This window comes from Paenibacillus agricola (genome assembly GCF_011440305.1).
Classification (GTDB): Bacteria; Bacillota; Bacilli; order Paenibacillales; family NBRC-103111; genus Paenibacillus_S; species Paenibacillus_S agricola.
This window is the reverse complement of record NZ_JAAOIW010000002.1, coordinates 124062-144976: the sequence shown is the minus strand read 5'-3', so window position 1 is coordinate 144976 and position 20915 is coordinate 124062. Positions and strand designations below refer to the sequence as shown.

At 47.3% G+C, this 20915-nt stretch carries 14 protein-coding genes; 7 read left to right on the top strand and 7 right to left on the bottom strand.

What is annotated here, in order from left to right; genetic code table 11:
- Positions 1-40 precede the first annotated feature (40 nt).
- Positions 41-1303, top strand: coding sequence for an MFS transporter (locus tag G9U52_RS05100; protein ID WP_166146952.1), 1263 nt, complete (start codon positions 41-43; stop codon positions 1301-1303).
- Positions 1304-1339: 36 nt separating this feature from the next.
- Here the strand turns inward: G9U52_RS05100 and G9U52_RS05095 are convergent, their stop codons facing one another.
- From G9U52_RS05095 to G9U52_RS05075, 5 genes are all read right to left on the bottom strand, one after another.
- Positions 1340-2428, bottom strand: coding sequence for a GerAB/ArcD/ProY family transporter (locus G9U52_RS05095; RefSeq protein WP_166146951.1), 1089 nt, complete (start codon positions 2426-2428; stop codon positions 1340-1342).
- A gap of 243 nt (positions 2429-2671) precedes the next feature.
- Positions 2672-3922 (bottom strand): Ger(x)C family spore germination protein, encoded by a 1251-nt coding sequence (locus G9U52_RS05090; RefSeq protein ID WP_166146950.1) that lies wholly within the window; start codon positions 3920-3922, stop codon positions 2672-2674.
- 2 nt (positions 3923-3924) lie between these two features.
- Positions 3925-5457 carry a spore germination protein gene (locus tag G9U52_RS05085; RefSeq protein ID WP_166146949.1) on the bottom strand — a complete coding sequence of 511 codons (1533 nt, stop codon included), beginning with the start codon at positions 5455-5457 and terminating at the stop codon, positions 3925-3927.
- A 98-nt stretch (positions 5458-5555) separates the two neighbouring features.
- A complete protein-coding gene (locus G9U52_RS39780) occupies positions 5556-6671 on the bottom strand; it encodes a polysaccharide deacetylase family protein (RefSeq protein ID WP_243767153.1) in 1116 nt (371 codons plus the stop codon).
- Positions 6672-6695: 24 nt separating this feature from the next.
- Complete coding sequence (locus G9U52_RS05075) at positions 6696-7526, bottom strand: DUF2161 family putative PD-(D/E)XK-type phosphodiesterase (protein WP_166146947.1); 831 nt, start codon at positions 7524-7526, stop codon at positions 6696-6698.
- A 191-nt stretch (positions 7527-7717) separates the two neighbouring features.
- Between G9U52_RS05075 and G9U52_RS05070 the strand changes: the two genes are divergently transcribed.
- Positions 7718-9613 carry an ATP-dependent protease PrkA gene (locus G9U52_RS05070; protein ID WP_166146944.1) on the top strand — a complete coding sequence of 632 codons (1896 nt, stop codon included), beginning with the start codon at positions 7718-7720 and terminating at the stop codon, positions 9611-9613.
- A 179-nt stretch (positions 9614-9792) separates the two neighbouring features.
- Positions 9793-10134, top strand: coding sequence for a hypothetical protein (locus G9U52_RS05065; RefSeq protein ID WP_207952811.1), 342 nt, complete (start codon positions 9793-9795; stop codon positions 10132-10134).
- A gap of 6 nt (positions 10135-10140) precedes the next feature.
- Here the strand turns inward: G9U52_RS05065 and G9U52_RS05060 are convergent, their stop codons facing one another.
- Complete coding sequence (locus G9U52_RS05060; protein WP_166146942.1) at positions 10141-11679, bottom strand: PAS domain-containing sensor histidine kinase; 1539 nt, start codon at positions 11677-11679, stop codon at positions 10141-10143.
- 330 nt (positions 11680-12009) lie between these two features.
- On the opposite strand from G9U52_RS05060, the gene G9U52_RS05055 reads away from it, so the two are divergent.
- The gene (locus G9U52_RS05055) at positions 12010-12789 is read left to right on the top strand and encodes a class I SAM-dependent methyltransferase (RefSeq protein ID WP_166146939.1); all 780 of its coding nucleotides are present in this window, start codon (positions 12010-12012) and stop codon (positions 12787-12789) included.
- On the opposite strand, the gene G9U52_RS05050 is transcribed toward G9U52_RS05055, so the two are convergent.
- Positions 12781-13863 carry a LacI family DNA-binding transcriptional regulator gene (locus G9U52_RS05050; RefSeq protein WP_166146937.1) on the bottom strand — a complete coding sequence of 361 codons (1083 nt, stop codon included), beginning with the start codon at positions 13861-13863 and terminating at the stop codon, positions 12781-12783. The genes G9U52_RS05055 and G9U52_RS05050 overlap by 9 nt on opposite strands.
- Before the next feature lie 195 nt (positions 13864-14058).
- On the opposite strand from G9U52_RS05050, the gene G9U52_RS05045 reads away from it, so the two are divergent.
- From G9U52_RS05045 to G9U52_RS05035, 3 genes are all read left to right on the top strand, one after another.
- The gene (locus G9U52_RS05045; protein ID WP_166146935.1) at positions 14059-17382 is read left to right on the top strand and encodes a beta-galactosidase; all 3324 of its coding nucleotides are present in this window, start codon (positions 14059-14061) and stop codon (positions 17380-17382) included.
- Positions 17383-17610: 228 nt separating this feature from the next.
- The gene (locus tag G9U52_RS05040; RefSeq protein ID WP_166146933.1) at positions 17611-19539 is read left to right on the top strand and encodes a DUF2334 domain-containing protein; all 1929 of its coding nucleotides are present in this window, start codon (positions 17611-17613) and stop codon (positions 19537-19539) included.
- 328 nt (positions 19540-19867) lie between these two features.
- Positions 19868-20842 carry an N-acetylmuramoyl-L-alanine amidase family protein gene (locus G9U52_RS05035; RefSeq protein ID WP_166146931.1) on the top strand — a complete coding sequence of 325 codons (975 nt, stop codon included), beginning with the start codon at positions 19868-19870 and terminating at the stop codon, positions 20840-20842.
- Positions 20843-20915: the final 73 nt, after the last annotated feature.

Here is a 20915-nt window from a genome sequence, read left to right as displayed (position 1 = left end):
ATAATAAAAAATCAAGCAAAGACGCTGACGGGGGACATCCATGATAGCTAGGCATAGTGCAGGCATTCGTAATTGGTTTGAGGCCAAGAGACCTTATATACCTGAGGAAAAACGCTTATCCAAGGATGCGGTTGTCTCTTTGTTTATCCACTTTTGTTTTCAATTCGGAGCTTCCATGTCCGGTATATTTTTGACTTTATACCTATGGCGGCTGACCCACAGCTTATGGATCAACGGGATGTACAACATTGTCAATTATACGGTTGCACCTTTTGCTTTTATGCTCGGAGGGCTGCTCATTAAACGCAAGGACCGGATGGTCACCTACCGCTTTGGAATCGCACTGATCGCGTTGTTTTATTTGGTGGTCGTGCTGGCACAGGAGCGTGTCGTGGATTATTACGTGGTGTTTGCGATATTCGGAGGTATGTCCGCAGCCTTTTATTGGGCGGGCTATCTTACGCTCATGTATGATGTATCGACGGAGCAGAACCGGATTCGCTATCTCGCCATCAATATGATCGTTTTTACATTGGCAGGGCTTATTGGCCCGGCACTGGCAGGCTTTATCATTCGCCAAAGCAGCGGGCTACAAGGCTATACGATCGTATTCTCGATCGCTTTCACGATGTTTCTGCTTGCTGCCATAGGCAGCCTGCGCATTAAAACCAAGCCCAACCATCATAAGGCCTACTATTTGAAATTCGTAGGCTTGCTGATGAATAAGAACAGGCGCTGGCTAAAATCGCTGTTTGGATTTATGGTCGTTGGGATGCTGCAAGGGATGATGATGTTCCTGCCCAGCATTCTATTGTTTCAAATCGTAGGCCGTGAGGATTTGGTCGGCTACTTGGGCGTGTTGTATGCAAGCTTAGGGATTGCAACGGGATTTTTTATTTCGCGGTATGGAAGAGAGGACCGGGCGCAGCTGTTTATTATTATTTCAACGATAGGCTGTGTATTGGGAACCTTATTTATTATTTGGAAGCTGACCTTATTCACGGTTGTTTTATTTATGGTCATTTATTCGATCTGTTCACCTTTGCAAGGGAACACGATTACGTCCTACTACTTTCGCCTGATCGGCATGCTTCCGCTCAAAGGGCAGCTGCGTGTTGAATCCGTTGTGATGCGGGAAACCTTCGTGAATGGGGGGCGGGTTATGGCTATCTTCGTCCTGATTGTGCTTCACCGTTATGCAGGTGAGGGTACGCTTCCTTGGGTACTACTTGGTGCTGCGTTAGCACAAATTGCCTTGGTTTGGCTGCTGGAGCCGATTCGACAGCCTGAGACAGAAGCTTAGAGCAGCTAGCGGCTAGGATTAACCGCTATGCTGGGATTAACGGCTGCCCACACGGCGTATGGATGCGATGGCCAGGAGAAGTACAGGTAGCCCCATATACCAGGTAAGAATATAAATCGTGCCAGTAGTTGAAATAAACCGGGAAAGCTCCTGCAGGTTGGTAGAGACCCATACTGACATCAGGATTGCTAGAAGGCCAATAGGCACGATCAGGGGACGATAATGGTCAAGCTTTAGCCACTCGGCAGCACCAACAGCAAGGGTATAATAAAGAAATGAGATTTTCGAAAAGGCCCCAAGCACCCATGCCATCATAACCATGGCTTCGACATGCTCAAAGAAATCCGCCAACATAATGTATCGCGAAGCAAATAATATGGGATAATTAAAGCGGCCAGCCAAGAGCCCCAATAAAAAAAGAGTCGCAAGATTAGTCAAGGTCATCGTAACCGATGTAGCGACAATGGAGATCTGTGCCCATTTTAAGGTTTTGTCCTTATCCTTAATAGAAGGATATAAAAAGGAGACCAGCATAAATTGGCAAAACCAGCCTTGGATGACCAGTGTGCCTTGGAGCGGAGGTATCCAGCCTTTTTCTAAAACAGGCAGTACATTGGAGGGCTTCATTTCCGGAATAATGAATAAGATGTTCAGCAGTAAAAAGAGAATAACAACTGGAAGAAATAATTGGATACATCTGGCGATGACCTCGATGCCGCCTTGTACAGCAAAAGCACAGACGATAATCATACTAGCTATAATCACGAGAAGGGGTGTCTTATCGAAAAAATTTCCGACAATAAATTCGGCATAATCCCTGGTCGTAGCACCGATGATATGCAAGTTAAATAATAAGAATATAAAGCCTACAACTTTACTAGGAATTTTGCCGATAATCGCATCCATATACGTGTAGATGATTTGATTGGGAAATAATTGATGCAGCCTGTAGGTCGCCCACACTGTAATAAAGCCAGCAGTACTGCCTAGTATAGGGGTAAGCCACATATCACGGCCTGCTAATAGCGTAGTAATGGATGGCATTAACAGAATCGCAGTACCCAAGAGCGTTTGATACATAATAATAGCCATCTGGAAGGATGAGATTTTTTCTTTTACATTCATGCTGAGCCTGATCCTCCTAGATTTGTGGCTTCAGTATAGCTCCAAACGGTTTATATATCGTGTCAATGAGTTGCGTAGGGCCTGGGAGATCTGGTCGAAGGATGAGAATGACCGCTAACGCCCAGCCTAAACAGGTGATCCAAAGAAAAGCCCGCCGCTCTCTTTTGTACATCCTGAGCTTTTTCCATTGGTAGCTGATAATCATCGCAATAGCGATAGTTAATGCTATAATGCTTGCCGTTTTTATTGGGAATCGACTCCTTTCTGAGGAGAAATGGCATCCGAATTGGATACACCCGGCCGAAGAATACGTGAATGTGAAAGCACCTCGACCTCCATCGTAGTAAATACATCGCTCCAATGGCCTTTTGCGAGGTTCCACTGCTTAGGGTGTTTTTTGTGGAAAGCATCAGCAAAGCCGAAGATATCGGAGTGATAGTCCTTCTGTGCAATCTTTAGCACGGTTTGTATACGGGCTTTGATCGCTTCGTCTAAGCTGGTCTCCACTGTTTTTAACCACTCGAGGTCACCAAGATTGTTTCCTGTCGTATTTTGCTGGATACCATTTTCGGTTTCGATGTGGACCGTCATCTTCCAAGTGCCATCGACAAGGGTTGGAATTAATTGGGTGTAGCTGCGGATCATCGTGACCGAGACATAGCCTTTGGAATTATCGGGTGTCACTGTAAAAAATGATTTTTTAACTTCATTCCGCAACCAAAGAATGCCACGTGTTTCACGATTATCCATGGTTCCAACCATCTTGCCGTTTTTAAATATAGCACTCCCTTGGATATAGGAAATTGTCTGGGTAGCGGGTTTTCCAGGCTCTGGAGGCAGTTTGACTATATAGGGAATGGCTCCGGCATTGGTATCGCCTGTAAGCTGCTCGGCCAAATTTTTCATCGTTACCTCCAAACCCGTATGAAAGGCAGAAAGCTCCCGTAGCACCTCGGAGGAATTTCGCTCTAGCGGTGGTATCAGCTCTAATGTATCCTTGGCTTGCCCCTTACTAATAAATACTTGGGAGCGTTCGCGCGGCTTGGAAGAACGAAGTATAAAATCAACATCCTCACGGATTCCATGCTGGGCACGAGCCTCCCCAAAGATATAAACCTCATTATGTCCCCAAAATATTTCGCGGGGCAATCGTTCTTGGAGATGGGACATGGCATCCGCTATGGATATCCCTTCGGCGTATCTGACCATGGTCTGTTCGGATCCACTCCCTTTGGTTGCTGCTTGACCGCCTGTTGCTTGTCCGGCTCCAGCCGCTTTAGGTAGAAAGACTTGAACGGAAAGCTCGATGACACCATCACTCTTTTGGTCGATGGCGGCCCCCATCACAAATGCCAAATCATTAATTTCTTTGCGGTCCCAGCAGCCTGCTGAAGCTAAGATGACCAACACCAATGCTCCCAATAATGCAGCCCTTCGCAGTAACGGCAGCAAGTAGTTGTCTTTGAAGCATGTATGGGGATGCTTTCTAACCATGTCTAGGCTCCCCCTTTCTGGGGTCCCTGCTTCTTGCCGGCTGGCTGTCGATATAAATTAGGGGTGCCCGTTAGGCTTGGTCTTTTATTCATGCTCCATAACGGAGCGCGGAATAAAACATCCTTCCACTCTCCTTTTTTCATAGGGGCAAGTGAATCGAGGTAAGGTACGCCAAAGGAGCGGAGCGAGCAAAGATGAATAACAATCAGGATGACGCCTAACATGATGCCAAGCAATCCCAGCATGCCTGCAAGAAACATGATGGGAAACCGCAGCAGCCGGATGGCAATGCTAATGGTGAAGTGGGGAATCATAAAAGAGGCGATGCCTGTAAGCGCCACAACCATGACCATAGGTGCGGATACCAGCCCAGCAGAGGTGGCGGCCTGTCCAATAACGAGGGCGCCAACGATACTTACAGCAGCACCGACCTGCTTGGGCAAGCGCAAACCTGCCTCACGCAAGCCTTCGAAAGTAATCTCCATCAGCAAGGCCTCTGCCAAAGCGGGAAACGGGATATCCTCACGTGATTTGGAAATGCTCAGCAACAGTGTAGTAGGCAGCATTTCTTGGTGGAAGGTAAGCACAGCCACATACATAGAAGGGCCCAGCAATGCAAATACAAGAAAGAGGTACCGTGTCCAGCGGATAAACGTACCCAAAAAATAGCTTTGGTAATAGTCCTCGGGTGATTGCAGCATTGAATAAAGCGTAGTGGGCGCTATCAATGCCATGGGCGTCCCGTCAACAAGAATAGCAGCCCGCCCTTCCAATAAACTGGCTGCCACAATATCCGGTCTCTCGGTGGACATTACCTGAGGGAATGGAGAGGCTGCGGAATCGCGAATAAGCTCCTCGATATAACCGCTCTCCAATATCCCGTCGATGTTGATCCGTTGCATTCGCGCCATCATTTCCTCGATAAGCCCATCGTCCGCTAATTCGTCAATATAGGCCAGGACCACCCTCGTGTGGGTGTAATGTCCAAGCTGAAGTGTTCGCATTTTGAAGGAAGGGCTGCGGAGCTTGCGGCGAAGCAAAGACATATTGATGCTCAAGGTTTCGGTGAAGCCCTCACGGGGGCCACGGATCACAGACTCGGACACCGGCTCCTCAACGCCTCTTTGCTCCCATTTACTTAAGCCAAGCGTAAGCCCGAAGCTTTCCCCGTCAATGAGAATAACGGGCATACCCATTGATATGCTTTCTATGATCTCATCGATGGTGGTGATATGCTCCGATTTAGAGACGGGTAGCACTTCTTTGAGCATCGAGAGAAGCTCGCCATCTTTAAGCTTCTGATCTTGGATAAGCGGAGTCAACACCTGTTGATTTAGAGCTTCCGTATCGGTTAGCCCTGCTATATATATAAGCAAAGCATGGATATGGTTGCCGAAGGTGAACATATGGAATACGACGTCATCACAATCCGTATATATAGATTGAAGAAGCTCGATATTAGGCTGGAGCCACTCAGATATAGGAGTATTGGAGCCTGAGGAGGAATCAGGCTCATGGGGGTCGGTTGGATTCATGGGGCTCCCTGCTTCCTATTCATGGTTGTTATGGAATTTATTATTACCTCCTTCAACCATTTGTATAACAGGGAGTGATAAAGGGATAAGTAAGGCGTTTATTTGGTCGCCTTGGCGTTTTTGTTCTCTAATCGGCTAATCCATTGCTCGATCGTTTCTTCTCCGTTGACGAATATGCGCTTTAGCAGCAACGGATCCTGAGTGCGGGTAGTCATGCCTTGGTCAATGGTGAATGCATAACGAAAGCCATTGTCTTTGAGCACGTTCAATGTCGTTGTATTTCTTTCACCATAGGGATAGCAGAATACATTCGTATCGATTTGAAGCTGCTCATCAATTTGTCGTTTGGCTTCTATAATTTCGTAGTTTTGGTCCTTGGCAGCCAATTTCGGAAGATAGGGATGTGTCATGCCATGAGGCTGAATATCCCAACCGGCTTGATGCATTTCTTTAATTTGTTCCCAGTTGAGAAAGTAACCATCCTCAGTTGTGCCTGGAGAGACAAATAAAGTGGCTTGAAATTGCAGGCTTCGCAAAATGGGCAAAGCATGTTCGTGGTTATCCGCATAGCCATCATCAAAGGTTAGTAAAATAGGCTTCTCAGGCATCCCCGTTGCCTTATTGTCCATGTAGTCCATAAATTGCTGTAATGAAAGCGTTTTATATCCATGATTCGCTAAATATTGCATTTGTGCTTCGAACTTAGCAGGTGTTATGACAGCGCGGTTGCCAGGGTCAATCGTAATACTATGATAGTTTAGAACAGGAATATACGGAGGATTAAATTCGACAACAGTAGCTTTTTCTGAGGGTGGTGCAGAAGCAGTGGAAGCTGCAGGAGCAGCAATATCGCCAGAAGCAGCAGGTACAGGCTCGGCAATTGGAGCAGAAGTAGGATCAGCAGAGGAAGACGTTGGAGCGGGCACAGGATCAGCAGATGCAGGTGGAGCTGTCGGAGTCAGGGCAATTTCGGAAATGGGAGTAGGGATGGACTCAGCAATGGGAGACTGCGCATCATTTGCAGAAGCTGAATATGCTGGGGTTGAAGGTTCACCAGCAGCATCTACTTCTGCCGAACGGGCAGAGGGAGACATCCATCGCGACCAAGATAGCCCAACCAATAAAAGCAGGCAGAAGAAGATAAGGCCATATACACGGTAAGATATGGAGCTGCTTTTAAAGCGCTTTTGTCTGGAGCCAGTATGATGGGTCATAGGCTATCAACATCTCCCTTCAGGTTATGTATGGCTGTTTATAGGCGGAAGTTCTACTACTACGTGTTCATAAGTAATCAATGCTTCTTCACCGAGAGGGGTTAAGCAATAGACACCTCTTTTTACCCGCTGAAACCAGCGGTAATAGTTTTTTTGCAGCAAGCTTGCCACTTTGGCATTGCCCGTCAGATCACGTAAACGAACCGGACTTAAGGTTCCATGATGCTGCAGCAGTTGGGCAAGATGCAGTGCCTTTTCACGGTAGGAGGTCATAAGCTTGAGCTTGGTGCTGCCTCCCACGTTATAATCGGCACGACGTTCCCGGAATTCACGGACGATCCCATCAGCAGCTCGTTTATTAAGGCGAGGCAGGGTGGTGGGAGCATACATGGGTGCTACAGCGGTATTATCTGCTGGTGGGGATGCTTGTGAAGCTAATGCCAGCAGTAAATCAGCAGATGCCGGAGCCACAGCGGGCACGGCGGCAGCTTGAGGCGGATGGCATTCGACAAGCACAGCAGGTTGCTTTCTTTTGAAAAATTGCACAGTGATCATCCCAACCCCGAGCATTTGGCACAGCTTGCGCAGCTGCGGCCAGCTCGCTCCATGAGGAGCCTTGCCTTTGTTAGGCATCTCGAAGGCTACATACACACATCGGCTCAGCCGCAGTCGGTCAATACCTTGAAGCAGCAGGGGAATAGCAAATGTTTTTTTTAATTCAACAATGATCGGAGGCTCTTCACCACGTATGGCGACCAGGTCACAATGATGGACTTCGCCTCTGACTGAATAGCCTTGCTGCTCGAAATACGATTTCACCGGCGCATACAGCTCAGTTTCTGTTTTAATAGGCACAGCTCATTAAACTCCTTTACTATGCGTTTACCCAAACTAATCTAAGTATAACACAAAATTTTGTCTAAAATTTAAGGGCAACTTATCCACTCTCTTTGCATACTTATTTATTACACTGTAATTTGATGCTGCTCTCGTTCAAGCGTGTATGAAGTAAGTTTTCCTGCGGAAAACTTTAAGGAGGTCAACCCATGGACATATTCAAAAAAATTTCGGACCATCGTATGGAAATAGACCAATTGGCTTGGACAGGAACCTTTGCAGAATATATTGAATTGGTCCGTAAAAAACCGTACTTGGCGATGACGGCCCACAGCAGGGTTTACCAGATGCTAGCTGCTCAAGGTGTCGGTGATGAGAATGGTAAACGCAGGTACCGTTTTTTTGACCAGGATATATTCGGGCTTGACCAAGCCATAGAAAGGCTAGTCGAAGAATACTTCCACTCAGCAGCAAGACGGTTAGAGGTGCGCAAACGGATCCTACTGCTGATGGGACCCGTCAGCGGCGGAAAATCGACCATTGTGACGCTACTGAAGCGGGGCTTGGAGATGTTCTCAAGAACCGAGGAGGGAGCTGTTTACGCCATTAAAGGATGTCCGATGCACGAGGAGCCGCTGCATTTGATCCCGGATATGCTGCGCCGTGATGTGGAGGTAGAGCTCGGAGTTAAAATTGAGGGAAGCCTATGCCCATCCTGCCAAATGCGCTTGCGGACCGAGTACCACGGGAGAATCGAGGATGTGTTAGTGGAACGGGTGTTTGTATCCGAGGAAAGCCGGGTTGGAATAGGTACCTTCAGTCCTTCCGATCCCAAATCCCAGGATATAGCCGATTTGACAGGAAGCATGGATTTCTCGACGATTACCGAATTTGGATCTGAATCCGATCCTCGTGCTTATCGGTTCGATGGGGAATTGAACAAAGCCAACCGCGGCATTATGGAATTTCAAGAGATGTTGAAGTGTGATGAGAAATTTCTCTGGAACCTGCTGTCGCTAACCCAGGAGGGGAATTTCAAAGCGGGGCGGTTCGCGCTCATATCTGCTGATGAATTAATCGTTGCCCATACCAACGAAACCGAATACAAATCGTTTATTTCCAACAAAAAGAATGAAGCCCTGCAATCCAGAATGATTGTTATGCCCATTCCTTATAATTTGAAAGTGTCCGATGAAATTAAAATTTACAACAAGCTAATCGGGCAAAGCGATATGGCGCATGTGCATATAGCTCCGCATTCTCTGCGTGCAGCTGCAATTTTTTCTATCCTGACCCGGCTTAAGGAATCGAAAAAGCAAGGCATGGATTTAGTGAAGAAAATGCGGATGTACGACGGTGAGGAGGTAGAGGGCTATAAAGAAGCGGATCTGAAGGAAATGCAAAACGAGTATTTGGAAGAAGGTATGTCCGGCATCGATCCGCGTTATGTCATTAACCGCATTTCCAGCGCACTAATACGCCAAGACCTGCAATTCATTAATGCACTTGACGTGCTGCGCTCGTTAAAGGAAGGGCTGGACCAGCACCCATCCATCACTAAGGAGGAAAGAGAGCGCTATTTGAATTTTATTTCAGTAGCTCGCAAGGAATATGACGATTTAGCCAAAAAAGAAGTACAGAAGGCTTTTGTATATTCTTTTGAAGAATCCGCCAAAACCTTGTTTAACAACTATCTCGACAATATCGAATCCTACTGCAACTGGGGCAAAGTCAAGGATCCAATGACAGGCGAGGAGATGGATCCGGATGAACGTCTGATGCGCTCGATTGAGGAGCAGATCGGGATATCGGAGAATGCCAAAAAAGCGTTCCGCGAGGAAATTCTGATCCGCATGTCCTCTTACTCCCGCAAGGGGCATCGGTTCAATTACAGTAGCCATGAACGGCTGCGTGAGGCGATCGAGAAGAAGCTATTCACGGATCTGAAGGATATCGTAAAAATTACAACTTCAACTAAAACTCCGGATGAAATGCAGCTTAAACGAATCAATGAGGTCATAAGCCGATTGGTAGATGAGCACGGCTATACGGTAGCATCCGCCAATGAGCTGTTGCGTTATGTAGGAAGCTTATTGAACCGGTAGGAGTAATAAAAGTCCCTCACAGCCATGAAACATGGATTGTGGGGGGCTACTTTTTTTCTTTCTAGGTTTGTTTACACAAAGACCAGTCCATTTTCCTTAGGCCAGCTCACCGATTGGGCGAATGTACATAGTATGGTTAGTAAAAATTGCCTAATTGATATAGAAAAAGGAGAGCTATTATGACTAAACAAAAGGAACAAATGGAGCTTCCCTCCCAAGCCTTACAGCCGGAGTCCCTCAGGCCCAAGTACGAGCCTAAGCATTTTGGAGGTTATCCAGGAGGCGGTTACCATGGAGCTTATCATGGGGGTGGCTTTCATGGAGGCTTTCACGGTGGAGGAGGCTACAACTCATTGCTGCCCTTTGTGGGGCTAACGCCGTTTTTGGCGCCTCCGATTCCTTCTTATTACCCTGCGCCATATCCGTATCCATACCCGTACCCATATCCCTATCCGGGCCAGCCGCCCTATTATTCGCCGTATCCTAATTTCCGGGCTATCGCTACTCCAGCCAATAACTAGCTTATCCTATAGAGCGGCTGGAATCGAAATTTCAACCACGGTGCCAACATCGACCTCACTTTTAATGGATAGCTTTCCGCCATGGTTCTCAATAATTTTGAATGTGACCATTAAACCTAGACCGGTTCCTTTTTCTTTGGTTGTATAAAAGGGTTCGCCAAGCCGTGGAATACGGTCTTGTGGAATACCGCAGCCCTGGTCGGTAAAACGGATCATAACTTGCCGACGATCCAGCATCAAAAGCTCAATACGAATGGTTCCGCCAGTATTCATCGATTCGATAGAGTTGTTCAAAATATTAATAAATACCTGTTTAATTTGATTTTCATCGCAATTGATATTGAGCAATTGATTATCCGTTTCCAGAATTAGCTCCACATCGTGCAGCAAGGCCTGTGTTTTTAGTAACGTTAACGTGTTTTGCATAATGATTTGGACATTTTTGGGTTGGAAAACCATAGATTGCGGCTTGGAGATAACCAGAAATTCACTGACAATAAAATTGATTCGCTCCAGTTCATCCATCATAATTTCGAAATAGTTATCATAACCTGTCAGCTTGGATTGCATTAATTGTACGAAGCCTTTAAGTGAAGTTAAGGGGTTACGTATTTCATGGGCGACGCCTGCAGCCAATTGCCCGACAATCGAGAGCTTCTCAGATCGAATTAGCATTTCTTCCGCTCGTTTGCTTTGGCTTATATCCTTGCCGATCATATAAACACCATTGATTTGCTCGTTTACGAAAATAGGTACATTAAGTATGCTTAATTCGACAACGGCACCATTTTTGTGTAAAAAATTAATTTCATATAAATGGGTTTGTCCGCTTAAGGTTCCAGCAAATTGCTCATGCCATCGATCTAAATGCTCATTAATAATCAAATGGTGAATGGATTTATTCAATAGCTCGGCCTCTGTATAACCCGTTATGTGAAAGATGGCCGGATTAGCGCTGGTACAATTCCCTTGGAGATCGAAGGAGCAGATGGGATCGGGGTTATGTTGGAATAATGATTTATAACGCAGCTCGCTTTGCTCCAGTTGTTTTTCTGCTTTTTTTCGATCATAAATGGCCTGGATCATGGCATAGGAGCGAGCAAACCGCAGGTCTTCCTCCTGAGCAACAATATCCTCGAAAATATCATCATGAAACTCAGCAGGGTCCATGCTTTTATCCAGCTTTTTGAGCTCGTCCAGCATGCTTTTAACGTTTGTAATATGGTCTTTATGAATCCATGCAGCGTCCGCAGTTTTAGTTCCAGCCTCATTCTCGGTTCCCAAGTAAACTGTTCCTTTTCTGGCATCATACTCGATAACATGGTTCATATTGACCAGATTCATATGGTCGATTAACCGAAATCCCTCCTCGTACATCCATTCCTCAAAGGCCTCAAGCGAAGCTGTCCAATAATATTTGTCATTTACCGTATGGATAATATATTCCTTATCCTTAACAAGCTCGATCTTGACAACTTCGTCGGAATTGAGGAGTTTAATGTCCGAGCCTCTTTTGCCATCTCGTGTGACTGGAATCTTCTGCATCCTAAATTCACCTGCCTGCATCTTTTCACATTGGTAAAATATTTAAATAAAATACATTTTAAGTGAAATCTGTCGATAGATTGTTTAAATAGGTACAACGAATCTATTATATCGCTTCTCGTTTTCATAAGTAAATGGAAATAAGCCAAAATAAATAATCAAGTCAAAATTAGGTAGAAACGACCTTCTATGATGTGGTAGAAATAAGAAAACCGTGTGTAGAACCTGTGAAAAACGATATATAGGAAAAAACTATTAAAAATATGCATTTTATATATTTCCATTCCTGCGGGCTTCGCTTCATAATGGACCTAAAGGAGCTGAAGACGTATGGATAAACCGCTAGATGGACAATGGAATGCTGGTCATTATGACAGTAATATCGGCTATGTATCACGCTTGGGAAAAGGAGTGGTCGAATTGCTGGCGCCCCAGAGCCATGAAAAAATTGTTGATTTGGGCTGTGGAACGGGTGATTTGGCTGCGATCATTTCGCAAAGTGGTGCCGACTGTTTAGGCATAGATGGCTCCATGGAAATGATTAACCAAGCTAAAGCCAAGTATCCGTCGCTATCATTCATGGTTGCCGATGCCCACACCTTCCGCATAGAAAAGCGGGTGGATGCGGTATTCTCCAACGCTGCCTTGCATTGGATGACCGAGCCAGAGCGTGTGATTCAGTCGGTACGGCTGGCACTGCACGATAGCGGACGTTTCGTTGCCGAGTTTGGCGGTAAAGGTAATATCGGAGCTATCTATGAAGCAATAGCAGCAGTGCTGCAAGCCTACGGAATGGATGCTAAAGCACGCTTCCCTTGGTACTTCCCGACAATAAGCGAATATAGCAGCTTGCTGGAGAAGGATGGCTTTGAAGTCCGGTTTATGGAGCTCTATGACCGCCCTACACCTTTAGATGGCGGTATAGCTGGGCTGAGAAACTGGCTGGAAGCATTCGCTGGCATGTTTTTTGTCGGGCTCGACTCGAACGAGAAAGAAGAGGCATATTCACGTTGTGAAGAATTGCTGCAAAAGCAGCTTTTTGATGGTGAGCGTTGGATCGCGGATTACCGAAGATTGCGTTTCTCTGCTGTAGCGACTTCCTTATCCTGAATTCCGCACAATTAACCGTTCTGATAAAATGATTTTTTCTGGATACGCGCTAGGATGGGAGAGCCTTCGTGCCAATGCCTCCACTGCTCTGTTGCCCAGCAGCTCCTTCGCCAGTTCAACTGTGGTGAGTGGAGGCTCGGATGAGGCGCCAGCGTCAATATTGTCGATACCAATGACCTTGCACTGATCAGGCACCACAATTTGTTGCTGTTGGAGCAGCTTGAGAAGCGTAAGAGCAATAGCATCATTAGCACATATAAATCCATCCGGCAGCTCGCCTTGCTGCAATAATCCAATACGTTTGGCTAGCTGCATCTCCCAATTGGGCTGGTTATAGGAGATCGTCCATTTTTTAAGCGTATAGCCTTCTGCCTGGCGGGCACTCTCATCCATCGCCTGGCGGCAGCCCCACCAACGGTCCTTGAAGCTTGCCGAATAATGATCCTTGCCCACAAAGAGGATCCGCTTGCAGCTTTGCGACAAGAGGTGGCGGCAAGCCGCTTGGGCTGCTTCCAGATTTGCATTCAGTATGCAATCTGCGCGTATTAATGGTTCTTCATGATCAACTAGAATAACCGGGATATGGGTTGCTTGCTGCAGCACCAGCTTGTTCAGCAAGCTGACGGGAAGCGTTCCTATTACAATTGCACCTATATAGGAAGAAATACGTTTAACCGCCTCGTTAGTTAAATCCGCCTTTTGTAAATGCCTGCTGTAGGGGTGTATCTCCGTTTTCCAGCCGTTATCCATGCAGCCTCTCATGGCACCATCAAGGACTCGTGACCAAAAGCTAGGCTCATAGCGCTGTGATTCATCAATCCAGATCGCTACACAGGGCTTAGCTTTATTCATATCCAAATTCTCCGCTTGGTTAGCTTGCCTAACTTCAGCCTGGCTAGATACAAGGGCTGCCTCTACAATTGAAGCTTTTTTGGCAGGTTTATATTGGTAGCCAAGCGACCTTGCCATAGCTTCGACATCTTGTCTTGTGGCTTCACTAACACCGATTTTACCAGATAAAGCTTGTGAAACGGCATATTTGGATACATTCAGCCTATCTGCTATTAGCTGCATAGTAATTTTCTGCTTTATAGGCTTGGTGTGTTGGTTAGGGATGCAGCTCAACTCCTGAAGAAATAGTTAGGCAATACTTACATATTGTACAGCATGAAGAAAGAGTTTGACTATTTCTTATCATAGCATTAAAGTGGGTCACGGAAAATACCCTATTCACCTAACAAACCTAACAAAATAGATGGAGGTCAAATAATGGGACAACTACTTGTTTTTTATGATCCAAGCTTTCCCTATGCAGGAGCCCGTCCTGATGCTGCTGCGTTGGAGGCGCTTAGCCAGCATGCAATGATCGTCAATGCCCAGGAGCTTGCGCAACGCCTTCCCGAGGCGGATTCTATTATTTATTTACACGCGCCTTATGTGCCTAAAGCGGCATGGTCCAGTATGCTGCAGCATTTACGCCAGGGAAAGGGCTTAGTGGTTTCTGGGGGGGCGCCCTTTAAGCTCCCCGTATATGAAGCTGCCGATGAAGCTGCCAATGGCCATGCCGGATTAAAAAGCTGGATGATTGAACCCGAACAAACCGGATATCACCAGCAGTTGAATATCCATGAGGCAATAGCGATTGACCCGTCGCCGATTGCAAAGCTGTCAGCCAACACGGATATCCCTTTATTAGAAGGGAACATGCAGCTATTTACCATTGAGCCTACCTATGGCTTGGTGCTTCATGTGACCAAAGTGGATGACCAGCCCGGCCAGCTAGGATCAAGCGGACCTATGGATGCTCATATTTATCCGTTAATGGTTGGCACAAAAGAGGGCGCGATTAAGCGTGAAATAGCCGCACCGGCTGTATTGATCGAGAATACAAAAGGTGATTACGCTGGCGGCAGCTGGATTTTCATTAACCAGCAGCTAAGGCCAGTCTTCTGGCAGGACGGCGGCGCCAGTCTTCTGATGGATTTGGGCAGACATACAGCGCTTGGTGTGACGGAGTTATGGCTTAAGACGAATTATGCCTCCTATGAGCCTGGGGATCAGGTAACCGTCAGCTTACAGCTGCAAAAGATTGCAAATCCTAAAGCGACAGTGTTTGCCAATCGAGCGGGTTCCTTGCAGCAAGCCGGAAGCGGCTTTATCTCGGGAGCAACGAAAGCAACGGAATGGACGTTTAGGCTTCGTTTGCTAAAGGCAAATGACAGTACAGCGGTAACCGCAGACCCTAACTTCTCTTACGACAATGAGCTTTTCACGGAGCTGTGGCAAGGAGAGAGGAAGCTTACTGCCTCAAGAGAGCTGGATTTTGCCCGTGTCGCAGTACCCATTCCCGTGGCAGCTGGATTCCACATTGTGGAATGCAATGCGATTTCCTCGAATGGAGAGGTTCGCAAGCTGCGCCAAGGCTATTGGGGCATAGACATGGAGCTGCTACAGCAGGGAGAAATGCTCGTTGTTGACCGTGATTATTTTTGGAAAAATGGACGTCCTTTGCCTATTGTAGGCATGACTTATATGACCAGCGACGTGGCTAGGAAGTTTCTGTTAATGCCGAACGTTGCCGTTTGGGATCGCGATATGGCGCAGATGAAACGGGCAGGCATCAATTTAATTAGGACGGGGATCTGGACGGCTTGGCGGAGCATTATGTTTGTGGATGGCCATCCTTATGAGGAAGTGCTGAGGGCAATCGATGCTTTCGTGCTGACAGCCAAGCGTTATGAGCTTGAGGTCACCTTTAACTTTTTCGCTTTTACACCTGAGGCCTGGGATGGTGTGAATCCCTATCTGGATCCGCGAAGTGTGGAAGCGCAGAAACGTTTTCTTGCAGCGATTGTATCGCGGCATAAGGATTCGACGAATGTCCACTGGGACCTCATCAATGAGCCCACGATGTTCGATCCGCTGCGTTTATTCTCAGGCCCGCGTTCCTGCCAGGATCGGTTCGAGCGCCAAGCGTTTACCGATTGGCTGAAGCAGCGCCATGGCACGATTCGCCTGCTGCAGGAGCGTTGGAACATGACGCCTGAAGAGCTTCCGGCGTTTGAAGCGGCACAACTGCCCGAGCCAGAGCAGATCAATTTTAAAACGACCGAGAATTTGGCCAAAAAAGGCGGGCCATGGCTTGATTACACGTTGTTCACGATGGAGATGCATAATCATTGGGCTGCCCAGTTGATCCAAACGATTCGCGCTATTCAGCCCAAACAGCTGGTAACGGTTGGCCAGGATGAAGGGCTGGGTGCCCAGCGGCCATCACCCTTCTTTTACGCGGAGGCTGTGGATTACACAACTGTCCATTCCTGGTGGAAGATGGACGACCTCGTATGGGATGGCGTGTTCACTAAGGCAGCCGATAAACCGAATGTAATTCAGGAAACAGGCATCATGTATGTAGAAACGCCGGATGGCCGCGCCAAACGAAATGAAGCTGAGCTGCGCAACATACTTGAGCGCAAATATGCGTATGCATTCTCCACAGGTGGAGCCGGAGCTGTCCAATGGATATGGAATACGAATTTTTATATGAACAATATTAATGAGTCCAATATCGGCGCGTTGCGGGCGGATGGTACGGAAAAGCCGGAGGCTGACGTATCGTATGATTTTGGACAATTTATGGAATCGATTCGCGACCTATTCGTGGATCGCAAGCTGGAGGAGATTGCTGTTGTATTCCCTTATTCCAACGATTTTTCCAACCGCAAGCTGGCTTATGAATCGACCACCCATTTAGTTCGAACGTTATCCTATAATATGAATGTGCATGTCCGCGGGTTAAGTGAATACCACCTGGATTCCTTAAGCGAATGTATGCCAAGGCTGGTTATCGTGCCAAGTGCGCATAACTTTAGCACGGAGGCGCTTGATAAACTGATCGCGCATATCAGTAGCCAAGGAGGCGTGCTGCTCATAACCGGACCCGTTGGGCTGGATGAATATTGGCGCCCGCAAGCAAGGCTGGCCGATACGATCGGCGACACAGTAGTGGCCAATTTGCTCCGCGAGGAGCTGTTGGAGATAAACGGGCGGAAGCTGCCGGTTTCATTCGGAGGCGCGAGAATTGCCGATGCAAATAAGCAGCTGCCGGTAATCCGTCCTGCTATTGGCTTGGATGGGACAGGAACTGGGATCAGCACCGAAGCCGCAAAGCAGACCATAGCCGCAGCAAGCCGAGGACACGTTGGAGCAATCCAACTGACGGACGTGCAGATCGGGGGTGGCCGATTGATCTGGTGCCCGCTTCCAGTTGAGCTGAACAACAGACTGGAGCCGTTGATCGAGCTATATAAACATGCTATGGCGGCGGCCGGGGTCACACAGGAGCTGGAATGGCTGCAAGGTAGCGACTTACCAGGGGTATATGGACGCAAGCTTAGCTACCGGGACGGAGCCTTGTTCATCTTTGTTTCGGAGTATGCGGTTGATGCAGAGATTAGCGTCAAAGACCCCGTTACAGGCGTAAACTACTCTTTTCAATTGGAGAGTGAACGGACGGTTATGTTTGCCAGCAACAGCGATGGCGATGTGATATCTATATATAGGCCGGAAGAAGTGGAGGTTAAAGCTGGATAAGGGTATTTAGTCCTTATTTTGAATATTTGAATTGAAGCAGGGGCAGATCCTTTATAGGATTTTGCTCCTGTTTTTTGTTTTATGGGTAGGTGATAAAATAATTTTGAAAATGGATGTTCGAGAAACCAGATATCTGTTACAATCATCGTAGAAAACCCACGCACCTAAGAATAATTGAAATGTAAGCGTTTTAATTTATGTTAGCATCCAGAGGGAGCATGATGGAAAATGGCCGTCCTATTCAAGCATAAGTGGTTAAAATATGTGCTATCTATTGTTTTGATCAGTATTGTGTTCTTATTCTATCTCATTATTACGGTTGATGGCGAAGCGTCAAATCCCCGTTTTGTATTGATGAGGCTTGAGGATATAGGACCCGGCGGCCAGTACGAAACGATCGAGGATCTTGGTAAGCTGCGCACGGTTCTTGAATATTTGCGCGACCAGCAGGTACTTTATCATCTGGCCGTCATTCCACGCTGGATCAGTATGCCTACGGATGGCAGCCGATATGATGTATCCTTGGACCAAACGGATAATCCTTATGTGGCATCCTTTCAAAAGCTGCTGAAGGACGCAGTAAGCAATGGTGCGACAATGGGCATGCATGGCTATACCCACCAAGTCGGCAATGTACGCCGTGATGATGGGCATCAGGATTCCGGTATCGGCAATGAGTTTAATAATCCTGGTTCCCCTGAAACATTGACGGCCGCTTTCGCAGAGCCGAGAGTTAAGGAAGCACTGACTATTTTCAAAAAGGCAGGCCTGGAGCCCCGCTTCTGGGAAGCGCCGCATTATCGTTCAACGCCCGAGCAGGATGAATTATTCCGCACTTATTTTGGTTTGAACTATCAGGCGGATGTACAGACCGACCGGAATACACCGGCTGCCCAATATGTGAACAAACGAAATAGCGGGTATGGTGAATCGAGCAGGGGTGCAGCTTACGTGCCTACGCCTTTTGATTATATTCCTTCCAATAAAGATGAAAAGCTAATTTTGGATCGTGTCGGCAAGTCGAATATTGTGCCCTCCTTCTTTTTTCATCCTTTTTTGGAGTTTAAGCAAATGGTGCCCGTATTGGATGAGATGGGAGAGCCAGTAACCCGTGATGGACTGCCTGAGTTTCGATACGTAAGCCAGGATAAAAGCCTACTCCAAAAGCTGGTATTAGGATTGAAGGCGAAGCGTTACTCCTTTTTCTCCATTCAGGATTATGTGCCGTTCACTCCAGCCCATAGCGTCTCTGTAAGTCAAACAGCCCAAGATAAATTAATGCTAGGGGATGTCACCGGTGATGGACAAACCGATATGGTCACCTGGAATGCCAAAAATGGGCTGATATCCGTTTCGGCAGGTTCTTTTGCTGGTATGCGTAATGAGGTGCAGGGACTGCCTGCGGTTTGGGCGAAATCAGCCTTCAAGGAGGGCTCGGCAGCTGCATTAGGAGGTAAAAGCCTCAATGGAACGGGCTTTGAAGATCTGTGGATCTCGCAGTCTTCGGGCAGGCTGGAGCGGTTTACTGTGGACGGGAACAGCTTCTCCTTGAAAAGCAGTTGGAAGGTAGATCCACGCAAATGCAGCGAGCTTTATGTAATACCGCAAGCGGGAGGCGATGTAGTTGTTGCTGGGCTCACCCTTGATAAAATGGAAATGTTTGGTTATCAGGTGAGCAAGGAATCAATAAAGCCCTTGAAGCCTTTTAAATTCAATAATCCGTTTAAAAATGATCTCCAGCTTCGAAAACGCGATAACGGCACGACTGTCCTGTTTTCCTCCAAGACTGGTGCCAACCGGGGCATCGAATGGGAGCCGAACCTCACAACGCTGGAATGGACACAAAATAAGCAGGAGCTGGGCATTCCCAATGAGGATGGCTATCTGCGTTTCAGTGATTACAACGGAGATGGCAAAGCAGATATTTTGCGCTGGAATCCCGATACATCGCGTTCTAGCGTATATTTAGGCGATGGAGCTGGCGGATACTCGCTATTGTCCACCTTTGGTCCATGGGGAAAGCTGGGGGGTAAGCTGATGGTTGCGGATTTGGATGGCAATGGCAAAGGCGACCTCGCTTTATTGAGCCGTGAAGAAGGATTTATGGATACTGCGCTTTCGTTTGAAAGCAGCAATGTGCAATTGCAGCATCGTTAGCGTAATAAAGCACAGTGCTGATGGTGCACAGCATCATACATCGACCAAACATGCATGAACCGATACTATTAAAGTAAGCTGCAGCAAAAAAGGGCTCTTGGATGATTCCAAGAGTTTTTTAGCTGTAGTGGGGTAACGCCTTCCATATAAAGCCATACCCTTGAAACCTAGCTGGAAATGAGTCACAATGAATAAGATTGATTAAGAGATTAACCCGTACTGGTTAAGCACTGATTTCGGTGTTGAGCCGTTTTAAGAGAGATAGATACTTCCACATACCCGATTGAGCGGGGTTACGTATTCGATTTTAGAAGGGAGCCGATCGTGCTTGAACAAGCTGAAAACGAGTGGCTTCGCCGCCTTATTGGCGTTTGTAGCTATGTCTTTCTTTATAGCTTATAGCCCATTGCCAGACCAAATGGCAAAGCAGCCAGAGCGCACTTTGCCTGTGTCACAAATAGCACCGCTTGTTGTGCCATCAGCAGCTCAAGCTACCGGCTCGATAGCCGCTCCGGGCAACGCGGGGGCTGAGCCCGACAGTGACGTGGAGCAGCCGCAAGCGTCGCCAGTGCCCGCGATGCCGCATCCTGCGCCTAGCGCTCCAGCCGTACAGCACGTTCAACAGTCAGAAGCTGCAGCGCTACCCGATGAACCAGAGGTAGTATCGCGAGGGCTTATCTTCCTCGATCCCGGCCACCAACGTAGAGGCAATTCGCAGCTGGAGCCCGTCTCTCCTGGATCGAAAGAGAGGAAGGCCAAGGTTACTGGCGGTACAACGGGGGTAGCTACGGGTAAACCGGAATACGTTCTTAATCTGGAGATAGCTGTACTGCTAAAGCAGGCACTAATCCAGCAGGGGTTTGAAGTACAGATGACACGCGAGGAACACGATGTTGATATCAGTAATGTAGAAAGAGCCGAGATGGCGAATGCGGCAAATGCACAGCTGGCAATTCGTATTCACGCGGATGGCAATGAATCACCTAAAGCCAAAGGCTTCTCCGTTTTATACCCGGATGCCAGGGTGGAGGCGACGCAAAGCATTCAACCGGCAAGCCAGCACGCAGCTGAAGCTATTCTGGAAGCATTAAAGGCAGGTACGACTGCTGCCTCAAGGGGAATGGTCGCACGGAGTGACCTGACTGGCTTTAATTGGTCGCAGGTGCCTGTAGTGCTAATCGAGCTTGGTTTTATGACGAATCCTACTGAGGATGAGCTGATGTCCGACCCCGAATACCAGCAGCAAATGGTAGATGCAATTACAACCGGCATCGATACCTATATGCTTAACAAAGGGGATTAAGGACATGACATTGCTGACGGATGTGAGCATGAGCATAATCATGCCTAATTAGCGATAATGAATGCCAGTGTGC